This window comes from Hafnia paralvei ATCC 29927 (assembly GCF_001655005.1).
GTDB classification, from domain to species: Bacteria; Pseudomonadota; Gammaproteobacteria; order Enterobacterales; family Enterobacteriaceae; genus Hafnia; species Hafnia paralvei.
Genome location: NZ_LXET01000064.1, coordinates 18,712 through 31,447 on the forward strand (window position 1 = coordinate 18,712; position 12,736 = coordinate 31,447).

Annotated in this window: 13 protein-coding genes; all 13 read right to left on the minus strand. The window is 53.2% G+C overall.

Annotated elements, in window-relative coordinates; all coding sequences use genetic code 11:
- Positions 1–23: 23 nt before the first annotated feature.
- The 13 genes from M988_RS20965 to M988_RS21025 are packed head-to-tail and all read right to left on the minus strand — an operon-like array spanning position 24 to position 12,735.
- Entirely contained in the window at positions 24–488 is a 465-nt protein-coding gene (locus M988_RS20965) for a hypothetical protein (RefSeq protein ID WP_064575603.1), read from the minus strand.
- 12 nt (positions 489–500) lie between these two features.
- A complete protein-coding gene (locus tag M988_RS20970) occupies positions 501–3,923 on the minus strand; it encodes a DUF5710 domain-containing protein (protein ID WP_064575605.1) in 3,423 nt (1,140 codons plus the stop codon).
- Between the two features lie 11 nt (positions 3,924–3,934).
- The gene (gene icmT, locus M988_RS20975) at positions 3,935–4,201 is read right to left on the minus strand and encodes an IcmT/TraK family protein (protein ID WP_064575607.1); all 267 of its coding nucleotides are present in this window, start codon (positions 4,199–4,201) and stop codon (positions 3,935–3,937) included.
- Positions 4,191–5,393, minus strand: coding sequence for a plasmid transfer ATPase TraJ (gene traJ / locus M988_RS20980; RefSeq protein WP_223283628.1), 1,203 nt, complete (start codon positions 5,391–5,393; stop codon positions 4,191–4,193). The genes icmT and traJ overlap by 11 nt, the downstream gene beginning before the upstream one ends.
- Positions 5,357–6,181 carry a type IV secretory system conjugative DNA transfer family protein gene (locus M988_RS20985; protein ID WP_064575611.1) on the minus strand — a complete coding sequence of 275 codons (825 nt, stop codon included), beginning with the start codon at positions 6,179–6,181 and terminating at the stop codon, positions 5,357–5,359. Before M988_RS20985 ends, traJ begins: the two co-directional genes overlap by 37 nt.
- A complete protein-coding gene (locus M988_RS20990; RefSeq protein ID WP_064575613.1) occupies positions 6,178–6,627 on the minus strand; it encodes a DotD/TraH family lipoprotein in 450 nt (149 codons plus the stop codon). Before M988_RS20990 ends, M988_RS20985 begins: the two co-directional genes overlap by 4 nt.
- Before the next feature lie 30 nt (positions 6,628–6,657).
- The gene (pilV, locus tag M988_RS20995; protein ID WP_064575614.1) at positions 6,658–8,028 is read right to left on the minus strand and encodes a shufflon system plasmid conjugative transfer pilus tip adhesin PilV; all 1,371 of its coding nucleotides are present in this window, start codon (positions 8,026–8,028) and stop codon (positions 6,658–6,660) included.
- Positions 8,025–8,408, minus strand: a complete 384-nt coding sequence (locus M988_RS21000) for a hypothetical protein (RefSeq protein ID WP_064575616.1) — start codon at positions 8,406–8,408, stop codon at positions 8,025–8,027. The genes pilV and M988_RS21000 overlap by 4 nt, the downstream gene beginning before the upstream one ends.
- Complete coding sequence (locus tag M988_RS21005) at positions 8,405–9,016, minus strand: prepilin peptidase (protein WP_082919487.1); 612 nt, start codon at positions 9,014–9,016, stop codon at positions 8,405–8,407. Before M988_RS21005 ends, M988_RS21000 begins: the two co-directional genes overlap by 4 nt.
- Complete coding sequence (locus tag M988_RS21010; RefSeq protein WP_064575620.1) at positions 9,013–9,486, minus strand: lytic transglycosylase domain-containing protein; 474 nt, start codon at positions 9,484–9,486, stop codon at positions 9,013–9,015. Before M988_RS21010 ends, M988_RS21005 begins: the two co-directional genes overlap by 4 nt.
- 15 nt (positions 9,487–9,501) lie before the next feature.
- Complete coding sequence (locus M988_RS21015; protein WP_046449666.1) at positions 9,502–10,098, minus strand: type 4 pilus major pilin; 597 nt, start codon at positions 10,096–10,098, stop codon at positions 9,502–9,504.
- Between the two features lie 29 nt (positions 10,099–10,127).
- Positions 10,128–11,243: a type II secretion system F family protein gene (locus tag M988_RS21020; RefSeq protein WP_064575622.1), complete on the minus strand. Its 1,116-nt coding sequence runs from the start codon at positions 11,241–11,243 to the stop codon at positions 10,128–10,130.
- On the minus strand, positions 11,236–12,735 hold the full coding sequence (locus M988_RS21025) for a GspE/PulE family protein (RefSeq protein WP_064575624.1): 1,500 nt from the start codon (positions 12,733–12,735) through the stop codon (positions 11,236–11,238). Before M988_RS21025 ends, M988_RS21020 begins: the two co-directional genes overlap by 8 nt.
- Position 12,736 lies beyond the last annotated feature (1 nt).

Below are 12,736 nucleotides of genomic sequence, written 5' to 3' on the forward strand. Positions count from 1 at the left end.
CGGACAGACGTTGGCAAGAGAAGTTACAGCGAGAAGGGGTAAGCAGTGCCCGCAGGCGGTGTGACGGACGTAGGGGCTGACTGTTTGTACTCGGTCCGTGGTGTGCTCCGTGTACCGACGGGAACGTTCGTGGTTGGGATATATCCTTGCCCTAAATCCCCCCACGGATCGATATTTCCGGGCAACAGCGATGACACCTTATCCCGTGCCGCTGAACAGATTTTATCTTTGATCTGGTCAAATATCTGACTGAAATCGGGGAACGTGGGCACCGTAATACTGGTGCTGATGTCCCCAAGGCATTGAGAAAAGCCGCTGTTTGCCTGCTTTTCTCGCTGAGCCCAAGACTCCGCCGCTTTGCGGTCTTGCTCGTAACCCGCCTGAGCTCCCGAAAGTGCCGCGTTTGCCGCCGCACAGCTGGCGGCATGTACTGCGGGCGCAGTAAGCACGGTAAGCAGCAACAAGCCGGTGAGGGCGATCTGTTTCATGGGGAAGCTCCATTAGTGACCCGGACGCGGCATGGTAGGGGCGTGCCGGTGGGTGGATTCAGGTTCACGGCGGACTACTAACTGGTCAGGTGCCACCGGTGCACTGTCAAACCCCAGCTGCTGCTGTAGTGCCGCCGAGCGCTTTTCCGGCTCAGTGCCCTGTGCATATAAACGCTGTGGCTCATTCTTGAGGCGAAAAACGTAGTCGTTAAAACTGCCGGTTTCATTGTTAATGGGGTTGCCGTAACCCAACGGTTGCAGTCCGTCAGGGGTGATTTCATTGAGCGTCATATGCGGGCTTCCGTTAGCGTTTTTACACAGACGCCCCAGCACGGGTTTATAACGATCCTCATGCAGCACAACACCCTGAACAAAATCGCCGTGGGCTTTAACCAGTAATAATTTGAGCTGCCCTTCGGCATCCATCGATTGAAACAACGCTTTACCTGCATCACGTGACGCAGAGGGAAGCGTTGGGCTATCAGGTTGCCTGTCGGGGGTTGGGACGCCTTTGCCATTGGGTTCCATCCACAATGCATCGGGAAGATTGGGCCAGTCAGGCAAGGCGACTTCGGCCTTTTTCGCCAACTCAGTCACTTCGGCCTGCAGGTCATGATAGGTTTTCAGTGAGTACGCCAGCATCTCGCTTGGCGGCGTCATCTCACGGGTATTGGTGTTGACAACGCTAGGGTCAATGGCCTGTTTGGCTATCCAATTATTGCGGTTGCGTTCTTCCTTGCGTGTGACGGCGTTACCGTTATCATCCAACACCGGCTTCCCGTCCTTATCTTTCTGTTTGACCTCCACCATTACCGTGGTTTTTCCGGTCATCTGCAGCGTGACCAAGTCATTGTTTTTTAGTCCAGCATCAGCAATGGCGGCGCGCAATTCTGTCCCCCAGACAACACGCTCCCCGTCAGCGGTACGCAGACGGGCGTAGTAGCTGTTGCTTTCTCCCTTCTTAAAGTTGTAGGGCGCAGGACCATGTTTAAGCAACGTCCCCGTGAGTCCTGAAGACGCCTCATCATGACTGGCATTCATTGGGCCTGATGAAGGTGCTTTCTGCGGCAGAATATCCGCAGGAAGGTTATCTGCCGGCGTGTTTGGTGGTGCAGACGTTGGCACCGTCGATGAGGCAGGGGCAGATGTTGCGTTGCTCTGGCTCGGATGAACCAGAATTTCAGCCGCCTCACTACCTAGTGGCGTTGGCTCATCAGGTAATGGGGGCTCTGAGCGTAATTTTTCTCGCGCTGCCTCGAGCATTTTTATTTGCTCATCGTTGGTGAGCTTGATCGGTAAATCGTATTCAGCAATCAGGTTTATCGCGCGCTGTTTAAACGCGGGACTGCCGGTGAGTTCGATGTTTCCCTGCAGGACCATATCCTGTTTGGCCACCAATAACGCGCCGAGGATCATGCGGTCGTTTTGACTCGCCTGCGGCGTGGCCATAATGATACGACCTTGCTGCATATAGCGTGTAAAGGCACGCTCGCCGTCAAGTAAATAGTGCTGAGTACCGCGCTCACTGCCCGCTTTGTGCAATAAAGCCCCTTCCAATGCGACGAGATCAATACGTTCTCGTGCCTGCTGACTTCTTTCAAACTTAATGCCGTCAGGTTCGATCTCCGGTGCCGCCTCATCTACCGGTGTGTCATTTTCGCCTGTCGGTGTCTGTGCTTTCTTACTTACTGGCGGTTTCTGTTCATCTTGGTGCGGCGTGACCGTCGATATTTCCTGCTCCTCGGTAGTCGGTGCCGACACCACGGGGGGAGATTCCTGAGTTAATAACGACGCGATTGATACGTGGTTCTCTTGTTCAACTGCCTCAGCGGTTTCAGGTGCCGCTGGTAAAACATCACTCTCGATCGGAATAAGCGGCTCAGCGCTTGCACTCTCCTGCGAAACAGCGGTTGCCGTTGTCTGTTGCTGTGGGCTTTCAGGTGTTTTAACTGTGCTGGCGTTACCTTTGTCGTCGCCGGTGGCAGGCTGATCTATTTTCTTGGCTCTGCGTGTTTTTTTCGGTGGTGTGACCGTAGGCGTTTCAGGAGGCGAAACCGTCAGCTCTGGTGCTATTGGCGGCTCAGGCGTCGCCTGACCTCTGGCCATCCAGTCTTCATAGGCCTGCTGATTTTCTGCATCATATATCTGTTCGTTTTCGACGCCATTTACCTCTAGGTTTTCAACTTCATGCTGACCTACAGGTTCATTATTGACGCTCTCTGGTTCATTCATGGTAACAGTCTCAATCGGTTGTCGGGATGGCGGCGAGTCCGGTGTGGACTCGGGGAGCAAGCGTTGACGGTATGGGGCGAGCTCATCAATGAGCGCTGTGAGTCCGCGTGATTGATGGAGATCGTTAAAGTCAGTGAAGCCTTGTGCCTTTTCGGCGGGGGTCAATGCAGGCAGCACGGCAATCCCGCCAGTAAGCTCGGCGGCTTTCTCTGCCGCCTCTTTGCCGGGATTACCGGGACGTTTAGGCTTTGGTGGATCATCATCCCCAAGAAACAGCATTGGGCTGTCGGGGTATTTTTGATGGAGCTGCTCAGCAACTTTGACCAGATTTCCGGAATCGATGGTCATCACAACGGGCATTTTTAGCGCCATTGCGCCACTGGCGGCGGTGGCATATCCCTCAGCACAGACAATGGGTTTGCCATTTTTTAGCGAGCCACCGACGACAAAAAAATTGCCACTTTTCTCTGCGTCTTTGGTCAGCCGCTTATTACCGTCTGCGTCTATGGTCTGCATCGAGCGAATGACGCCGTCGATGTTTTGCAGGGGGATAAGCAATTTTTGCTTTTCGTCGATGTGTACGCCCTTTGCCACATCAACCCCTTTTTTCACCAAATAGGGATGCTTTTTGTCAGCTTGCTTATTCTTGCTATAGACGTAGCGCACATTGCTGGCTTTTTTATTCTGCAATACCCGTTTGGCTTCGGCACGGTCCCACTGGCTTTGTGCCGTCACCGCTTTGATATGCAGCGCCGCCGTAGGATCGGGTTCCTCACCGCTAAAGTACCAGGTGCTTTGGTTCTCGGTACCGCCATCCCTAAAATCGTTAAACCAGCCATTGGGTAGACCATCCAGATGTCCCACATAGGTACAGGATTTTTTACCGGGCTTGTCGTCGTTCATACGAATACGTTGCCTAGTACCGTCCATGACGAGCGGTTTAGACAGATCAGCTCCGTTTGCCCGTAAGAAATCGGCAAACTGAGTCTGCGCGTCCCCCGCGCTCACGCCGACAATCAACGGATCGGGTTTCCACGGCTGGAGTGCTTTCATATCTGCACCGGGGATGGCGTACCAAAGCTTACGTTCGTCATCAAAGCGCAGTGCCGGTTTGTTATCCTCCAGTTTGCCTGCAGCCACACGAGCCTCATCTTTCTCGCTGTGGGGTACCGCCAGATAAGTACGCGAATGGGGCGTATTCATCGTTATCTCCTTTAATCAAAGAATTTCCGATACCACCAAGGTCGGCCATTAAGTCGATGACCGCGAAGCAGGTGGAAGATACGTTGGCTAAGCACGGTTATCGTGAAGCCAAAATGTGCCAGAACGGCGTAAAAGACGATGAGCCCGACGCAGAAGATGAACATCTTTGTGGAGGGCCACTTAAACCAGAGAGCAAACACCAGCCATGCCAGCGCCGGAATACCAAAAATACATACCGGCGGTGAAGCATCACGGCCGGGGTGATAATCATTGGCCATGTTGTTGACTCCGTTGATTGAATTCATGAGTTCCGATATAGCTGCGCGCCGTCTCTTCGGTTACCGCCTCTTCCTGATACATTTTCCAAACATGATCGCTAATGCGCGCCTCCCGATGGGTTAGGTCGCGATTGAGCAACGTTGGCCATTGGGTGTAGTCGTGCTTGCGCAATGACTCACGCAGTTCATCATCAAACAGCACGTATTCTTGTACGGCGCGGCGCTTGCCATCGGTCGTTGGCACTAAACGCTGCATCACGATAAACCTCATCAACTCCAGCATGTCGTGGGCCAAGGGTTCGCGATTCTCTGCGGGAAGCATACGCACGCTACGTGAGAACGCATGACCCGGCGAAAACGCATGTTCGGTGCCTAAACAAAGATGGCCAGACAGCGCCGCACTCACCATGCCTTCAACCGTTTCACCGTCGCGAACTTCGCCAATACCGATAACGGTCGGTGCCTGTCGCATTGATAGCCTGAGTCCCTCAGCAAAACTCGGCACATCACGACCGACTTCACACTGCTGTGGCTGAAGCAACCAGTTAGGTCCCCCCAATAGACCCTCGACCGGATCTTCATAGGTGGTGACTTTACAATTGGGGTTGGTTTCACCGTGGTGTTGGTAAACGGAGGTCAGTACCGTGGTTTTTCCCGAACCGGTTGGACCGACAACGAGGCCAACACCTTCCACCGGAAGATTAGCGAGCGCCTGATACAGTGGGGCGGGAAGCCCTAGTGTGTTTAATCTTAGATGGTCGTTATTGATAATACGTAGGGTAACTGCCACGGCGGTGTTAATACCGCGTATGGTGGATTGAACGAAGTTGGCGCGAAATCGAATGCGCTCGCCGCGCTCAAGTCCGAACCGTTGCTGGCTGTCCCCTTCGAGTTGCAATGCAGCATCGTCGCCTTTACCGCTTTGAATGCGCGCTTTAATGGTTGGGTTAAAGAGAAAATCAATGAGCATGAGTAGCGACGAGTGATCGAGCAAGAAGGATGAGGCTCGGATCAGTCGTCCATGTAAGCCGATGATGAGCGGTCCATTGGACTGCAAATGAATATCGGATACGCCGTTCCGATAGCAATGGACAAAGAAGGCTCGAAAGATATCCGGCGTTAATCCCTTGGAAAAATCAAATTTATCCACGTCTATCATGGTGTAGCCCTTGTTTGGATAACCGGTTTCCACTGCTTTTTATCCAGTTCAAAGCCGGCACGTTGTTTTAGGTCACGCACTTTGTCGCCGAGCATCAACTCTTCACGCGTACCGCTGACAGTCTGTTGCTGTTCGGTTACCACAGGCGGAGTCACCATCTTTTGTTTGACTAACAGCGAATAGCGCATCATGCCGGTGTAATCACGTGTCAGACGGTTGAAGTTAGCCGCCAGCGTGTCATCAGCGCTTTGTCTGCCTTCCTCCCAGCCCTTCTTAATGGCGTTTTGCCAGACATTGCGCTCTGCACGGTTGCGAGGGATCACCGTGTCGGTAGGCGATGATTTGACGGATAAACCAGCAAAGAGATATTGGCGCCAGCTCGGCGGATTACTGACAAAGCGCTCAGGCACCAGAATGTTGTAAACGTGATTGGCAGTACGCATCTGCTTGTCGGTAATGGTGGCCAGAGACGTCGCCTCGGCAATCACGGGAGGTAGCCAGCCTTGACGATTAATCAAGGGTGAAAACAGATACGTTGTATCGAGCTGGCTCGCACGTTGTTCTAATGACTGACGTAGCTCCCATGCCCGCTGAGCTTTGCCGCCGCGAAAGCCTTCGGTTTTCCCCGCCTCAGTCAGCATCTGGTAGACCGTGTCGTTGACGCCATCATGGTCATCGGCTTCAGGACTGAGATAAGCCGACATCGAGGGCGGCGCAGGCATATCGGTAGGTGGCGTCGCCGTGGCCGCCATGACCTTATTGAGCGGGTAAATGAGCGTCAAAAGGATGACGCTCACCGCACGAATACGGGACTTTGTCATGACAGTTTCCCCTTAAGCGGCGGCATAAATCCAACTTCGAACGCGTCGGCCTGTTGCGTGACGGTCGCGCGCCAGCTGATTTGGGTTCGGATAAGGCGCAGAAGCGTTTCAAAACTGACGTCTCGCTCATGGATAGTGACGGGGAGCGGTAAGCGCACGCCGGAATAGCGCAGGGTAATGCCGCGTTGATGGGCTAACTGAGACAGCAGCTCAAGGGCATCACCATCCCAATCTACCGAAACGCGTTGTGAATTGGCCGTAATACGACCGGGGAGCAACCAACCCTCTTCAGTCAGTGTCAATGCAAGACGCTGTTGCTCTTGTTTGAAAGCGATTTGAGCGGGCGTGGGTGTCAGGATGGAAGACGTCGAGGTTGAAGCTGGGGCGTACTGGCAGCCAGACAGCAGGAATGGCACCAGTATCCCGATAAGGATAGGTCTTTTCATGAGCTTGCCTTAAATGAAGTAGAAGAGGGGTTAACCCGCTTTGACGATATAATTGAACGCGACGTTTTTAGGCCGGACTTCCTGTCCCTTCGAGCGATAATAGTGCTCCATTCCGCTGTGATGCCCCTTCAGTCTCCCGCCCGTATTCAAGAACATGTCACTTTGATCTGCTTGATAACTCAGCAGAGCACGTCTGGCATCGAAGCCACGTCCGTTATCCCAACCGCGAATGAACACACCGCGTAAGTCAGGTAGTACGCAGCTCGGATAGACGCGCGCGAGTTGAGGGTTAGAACCACAGGCGAAGCTTTGGCCTGCCATAAGGAAATAGCCTGTCGGCGGCGTAGTCGACGGCCACGGGATAGGGCTGCCAATAGGATAACTGTCGCCGATTGAGCTCCACACGCGATCCTTACAGATAAGCGGTGCGCCCGCCGCATCATGGCTTATTGCGCCCGTGGCAGGACATGTCGAACCTATCAGGCTGACTTTATCGAGTTTTAAAATGCCGCCTGCCGATAAGTCTCCCTCAGAGCGAACTTGGCCGCCTCTGAGTTCCCCGCCGGTGTAAATACCCTTGTTGTTCAGGCTGCGAACCCAACTGCTATCGGACATATAAAACCCACCGCCGTGAGTTTCATTCATCCAACCTTTGCTACCTTGTGTGGTTATCCAACCCCCAGTGCTTTTGATATCACCGCTAAAGGTCGCGTTTTGACCCGATACCGTTCCTGCTTTATTTAAGTTATTACCATCCATGTCGATAGCCGTATGCATACGGTTAAAGTCGGGATGGCCGTTGACTGCGTAGCGATAAAGCCTGTCATTACCCTGACCAGATGTGCCCAGCAGGTCTGACGGAATGAAGGTGACCAGCGCGCCTTGCTTACTGCTCATGCCATAGTCCGCGAGACTCATTTTCCACCCACCGCCTGCCCCTATCGCCTGATTGTCAGGCCAGACATAGCCCCCCAGTCCGGAGATATTGCTGGAAATATGGCGCAGCGCGCCAAAATCCCACGGCGTTCCGCCGGTGGTCATCACAAAGGCCTGCAGCTGGCTGGCTATTTTTGGGTTGCTGACCACCGCAATAAGATAGTTTTGGTGGTGATCGTTAGCCCCCAATCCTGCGGGAAGATAGCCGCCGTTTTTGAGCGTAGTGATGTTGATATAAACAGGTTGTTTGGGCTTAACCTGAGTGGCGAGCGTATCGATATGGTCGCTGATGTAGCGGCGGGCAGCCAGCTGAACAGCATTAAATTGGCTGGCAGTGACGTCCCATGTTCGCTCTGATAGCTGCTGTGCAATCATCTTAACCCCTCGGGGAGCCGCCATCATCCCGAGCCCTAAAACCAGTGCGAGCGCTATCAGTTGCGCATTACCTTGGTTGATTCTTTTCATTTCGACCTCCCTGCTGAATAGAGTACAAGTTCGTTCTGACCCAAAAACCCATCATCAGGTAAGCATGCATTTTCGGCTTTACTGTGTGTTTTTGAACGCGCGAAACGTACACCATTGATGATGACGTTTATCTCTTTCAAAGGTGAGCTGGCTAGCTGGCCGATATATTCGCCACACAGACGTTGATGAACACTTTTGAACGTTAATATCGATTCATTGGTGTTGAGGTTGTAGATGCTTTCTACATGTAGGTTGTTCAAATTACTGAGTAGCTCATCTTTTTGAAGATTGAGTAGGTAATAATTAGCGATAGAGCCCACGCCAAGACCCAGCGTGAAGCCGACCAACAACACAAAGAGAGGCGGCGGTAAGTGCTTCATTTTGGGGTGAACTCCACAATAAAGAGGCCGGTCAGTAATGACAGGCACAAATAGGGGGCGAGTGGCTGTGGGCTTTTATTGAGACTCATCGGCAAAAGCATGAGCAAAAATGCGCCGCCACAGCTGTACAGTGCGGTCGCGGGAGAGAGCCACGCAAAAAGGCCTGCAATAAGATGAACATCCCCCAAGCCTAAAACTTCACGTCGGTGGTAGCGTTTGAGGCCCCACCATAGTGTTCCCATCAGACAGAACATGAGGGTGCTACCAAGGACAGCCGATAGCAGCGATAAGTCGTGCTCAATGGACAGTAACTGCGTGAGCAGACCAATACACCAGAAGGCGTTGGTGAAACGTAACGGCAGCCAGTGTCGAAAGGTATCGAGCCACAGCAGTGGAAGTAGGGCGGTGAACATGAGCAGCGCGGAGAATTTCTCCTGATAGGTGAGAAATAGGCCGAGCATCAAAAAGACCAGCGATACAGCGTCGGACAGACGGTCGGGCAATGGGGGCGCGTCATGTTCACGCAAAAATGCGTTAACTTGCCTCCTTTGCAAATAGAGACAAAAACACAACAACGAGAGAGTGACTATTCCTGACAGCAGGCTCATCCAACCCCCCGTAACCGCTGGTAGATTGTGTATACTTGCCGCGCATAGCGCTGTCTGATGGGAGAATTTTTGTCCCTGAATCCTGCGTTATACGAGCCCAAACAATCCCACGTAATACCACAGACCTGAAAATGCCTCGCCAGCACCCAAGCGCCCGCCTGAACATTTAGGCAAGCATTGCTGAGTAGCTCTTGATGGCTGCTAATGATCCCCATCGATATGAGTCGGTTCGCGTTCGCATCATTGATTTGCATCAGCCCATAGTCGCGACTGGTTGCTTTTCCTTGTTTGTCTCGGTTAACGCCGACAGCTTTGGGATTCAGTGAGCTTTCTTGAATCGCAATGGCCCTCAGCAATAGGGGATCGATGTGATAACGCTGTCCCGCCTCAGTAAAACACCAGGCATGAGCCTGAGCCGTTAGACCCAGACTCAATACCAGCAGGAGGAGCGTATTGCGTAAGACAGCCATGCCTCCTCCTATCCCTTAGTTGTTGGTGGTGAACGCCAGCGTGTTTTGCCCGGTACTCCCGCTGTTAGCGGTGCACTGTTTACCTGCGTTAGCGGCAGATACGGTGCCGTTGTTTGCGGTGCCGTTAATCGACGTGGTGATAATGCTTGGGGCGCTGCTCATGGATGTGGCGAGCTGTGTACAGGCTTCATACGGAATACCGTTGTAAGTCAGCGTAAAGGCTGATTTTGCTGAACCGCTGCTGGTCGCAGGAGCCAGCGTGACGGTACCGCCAAAGGAATTTCTTAATGTGGCAGTGCCTGACGTTTTGTTGCCATCAATCTTCATTCCCCCGGGTGCGCCGCCAAACTGGATAAGCGTACCGGTCATATCCGCTGCGCCGCTGAAATCATAAATCCCGTCAGTTTTCAGTCGCGCTCGGGCGTTAGTGATAATGCTCGTCCCGTTGCTGTACTCGGCTTGGACGTTATTGGAATCAGAGATACCCGACCCAAATTTGATGACGCTGATGACCATAACGGCGACAACAGCGAGTGTGATGACCAGCGCCAATAAGTTGGCCTCGCCACGGTGAACAGACGCAGGGCATCGGGATAACGTGATGTTGTCCATAAAGGTTCCTTGTTTTTGATTGGATTAAGTTATGCGCCGGTGACAGCGCTGAGGTTTTGCGTTGAAACGGCGACGAGCGCCATATACAGGCCTGACAAAGCGTAAATAATCAGGTTTAACCACCCGGCCAGACTCTTGATGTTGGCCAGCGTTCGGACTAGCTGGTCGTGGGCAAAACTGTCGATGATGGTTTCCCCCCCGTCCCCTTGCGTGAGGAGTTTGAGGCGGTTGATCGCATCCTTGGAAGGAAACTGATAGCCAGTTTCATACAACGCGTGACCCAGTGAACGACCGCTTTTCATCAACCGAGTTGTCGCGTTGAGTCGTTGTCGTAGCCAGAGGGACGCGTGTAGGCTCAATTGCAGTAAGGCGTCTTCTTCTTTCACCTGCGCGCGGGATAGCGCGGCGAAATTCAGTAGAAATGTTGCCCCCTGAATTTCACGATAAATTGACCAAGGCGGGCATTTATCCATGAAGCGTCGGGCAGGGCCTGTCAGGTTACCCAAAGACCAGTAAGTCCATGCGGCGATAAAGAGGACCCCAATGAGCCACACGCTGAGGTGTTGACCAAATAAATCAGAAATGCTGGCCATCCACATCAGGCTTCCCTGCCATTGGTCTCGCGGCTGTAAGGTTTCCAGTTGCGGAACAAAGTTCCATGACATCATACAGGCCAGTGCTAACAGGCTAAAAAACAGCAGCAGCGGCTGGGTCAGCCGTTCGATGACCGTTGAGCGAATATCACGGACAGATAACACCAGCTGCTTAGCACGTCTGAGGGCGTCCGCTAATTGCTTTTCCTGTACGCCGGATTGAATGATGGCTGCTTCGTTGCGGGGTATCCAGTGGCGAAGTCCCTGATCCAGTGACTTGCCCTGCGTGAGCGATTGGGCGATATCCTCAAGGCAGTAGACACTGGCACCGGGGCGAAATATCCCTTCTCGTCGATTGGCAGCCATGCCCTTGACGGCATCTTCGAGCTTGACGCTGTTATCGAGTAAAAAGGCTAAATCCTCATAAATCATTAAGCGATCGCTGGCATTAAAGGTCTTTCGTCCCAGCCAAATCTCAGCCTTTTCCCATCCTTTTTGTAATGGAGACAGCAGCTGCGCGAGCTGTTTATGGATCGCATCGATATCAAACATTGACGGCCTCTTTCGGTAATAGCAGGCGTTTGTCTTCATCCAGTGGGCAGGTGAAGTGCGCACTGAGGGGATCGACCTGACCGGCGTTTAGATAATGCTGCAGGTGCGCGCGGCGAGTGATGCCCTGCATGTAATGTACCCAGTAACTGCGGGTTTGCAGTTTGCCGTGACGCTGGTACATGTCCATAAACATGGCATCGGGTCGGATGACTTCGGCAATAGCGCGGCGTCCAATCACGCCTTTCCAGCAATCAGGGCAACCGTCAGGATGACGGAATGCAATGTGCTGGGTATCGGTGTGTTCATCCAGCAGATCTTTTTGACTCGGATGCAAGGCGGGCAGCGCTTGGGTTTTCAGTCGCTCTGCATAAGTCAGTTTGCAACGTGGACAGAGCGCCTGCACCAATCGCTGTGACATCAGCCCCATCATGACCTGTGGATCAATGACCAATGAGGCGCTGACACCAAAGGTTTCAATCAAACGGTCGATAATACGGATAGCATCAGGAGTATGGACGGTACTTAGAACGATATGTCCCGTGAGTGCGGCGATAATACTGGCCATCGCCGAGTTACGGTCACGTTGCTCGCCGACCAAAATCGCATCCGGATCGAGTCGCATTCCGCTGGATAACGCACTGCTCCATGCTTGACTCACCGCGTCAGGCTTACTGCGGTCCGCTTTGATCCCGCACTGAACAGCGCCGGGTATTCCGCCTTCAACGGGGTCCTCAAAGGTTAAGAGATGTCGGGTGCCGTTGGTGAGTTCCATATACATACGGCACATCGTGCGCAGCGTCGTGGATTTCCCTGAACCGGTGGGACCGGAGATTAACAGCATCCCTTCGGGCGTCATCAGCATCTGTTCAAGTAGGGCAATCTGCGCAGGAAGAAAACCCAGCTCGGGCAGTGAGGGTGGATTGTCACCGTCATCGGGTATAAGGCGCATCACGGCTAACAGGCCAAACTCCGTGGGATAGTGCTCATAGCGCGCCCCAAACAGCCCCACCTGACGCAGAAACTCTTTACGCAGACGCGCACTTTGAGGGCGGTTTGCGTGAAAACTCGGTTCCGCCTCGTCGCACATCGACTGAATGATGGTTGAAGCCAGCGTGTAACCTTCGTCCGGTTCAAGGTGCCCGATCTCCCCGAGTTCACCGTGAATGCGAAACAGGATTCGGGTCAGTCCGTTTTCACCGATGCGATAATGAATATCAGAGGCGTGTTGTTTTAGCGCGTCACGGTAATACGCCAGTACACGGTTTTGTTCCTGAGAGTTATCAACGGCACCTTTGGCCATAGCAGCCTGCGCTTGCGGTCCACTTTGATACTCGCGAAGTTGCTGCAGAGAGCAGGTCTCGAGGATGAGACCGGAGCCTTCGCGAAGCGTTCGCGCGACAGCGCTCTGCACTTCGGGTAAGGCTGCATGGTCTGCCGACACGTAAAGCTTATCGTGTGTCTGCCACAGATAGCGTTCTGCCGATTCACTCATA

Bases quoted from the DNA above. Each gene is read 5' to 3' on its own strand.
- M988_RS20965 (WP_064575603.1), bottom strand. From the start codon at position 488: ATGAAACAGATCGCCCTCACCGGCTTGTTGCTGCTTACCGTGCTTACT.
- M988_RS20970 (WP_064575605.1), bottom strand. From the start codon at position 3,923: ATGAATACGCCCCATTCGCGTACTTATCTGGCGGTACCCCACAGCGAG.
- icmT (WP_064575607.1), bottom strand. From the start codon at position 4,201: ATGGCCAATGATTATCACCCCGGCCGTGATGCTTCACCGCCGGTATGT.
- M988_RS20985 (WP_064575611.1), bottom strand. From the start codon at position 6,181: ATGACAAAGTCCCGTATTCGTGCGGTGAGCGTCATCCTTTTGACGCTC.
- M988_RS20990 (WP_064575613.1), bottom strand. From the start codon at position 6,627: ATGAAAAGACCTATCCTTATCGGGATACTGGTGCCATTCCTGCTGTCT.
- pilV (WP_064575614.1), bottom strand. From the start codon at position 8,028: ATGAAAAGAATCAACCAAGGTAATGCGCAACTGATAGCGCTCGCACTG.
- M988_RS21000 (WP_064575616.1), bottom strand. From the start codon at position 8,408: ATGAAGCACTTACCGCCGCCTCTCTTTGTGTTGTTGGTCGGCTTCACG.
- M988_RS21005 (WP_082919487.1), bottom strand. From the start codon at position 9,016: ATGAGCCTGCTGTCAGGAATAGTCACTCTCTCGTTGTTGTGTTTTTGT.
- M988_RS21010 (WP_064575620.1), bottom strand. From the start codon at position 9,486: ATGGCTGTCTTACGCAATACGCTCCTCCTGCTGGTATTGAGTCTGGGT.
- M988_RS21015 (WP_046449666.1), bottom strand. From the start codon at position 10,098: ATGGACAACATCACGTTATCCCGATGCCCTGCGTCTGTTCACCGTGGC.
- M988_RS21020 (WP_064575622.1), bottom strand. From the start codon at position 11,243: ATGTTTGATATCGATGCGATCCATAAACAGCTCGCGCAGCTGCTGTCT.
- M988_RS21025 (WP_064575624.1), bottom strand. From the start codon at position 12,735: ATGAGTGAATCGGCAGAACGCTATCTGTGGCAGACACACGATAAGCTT.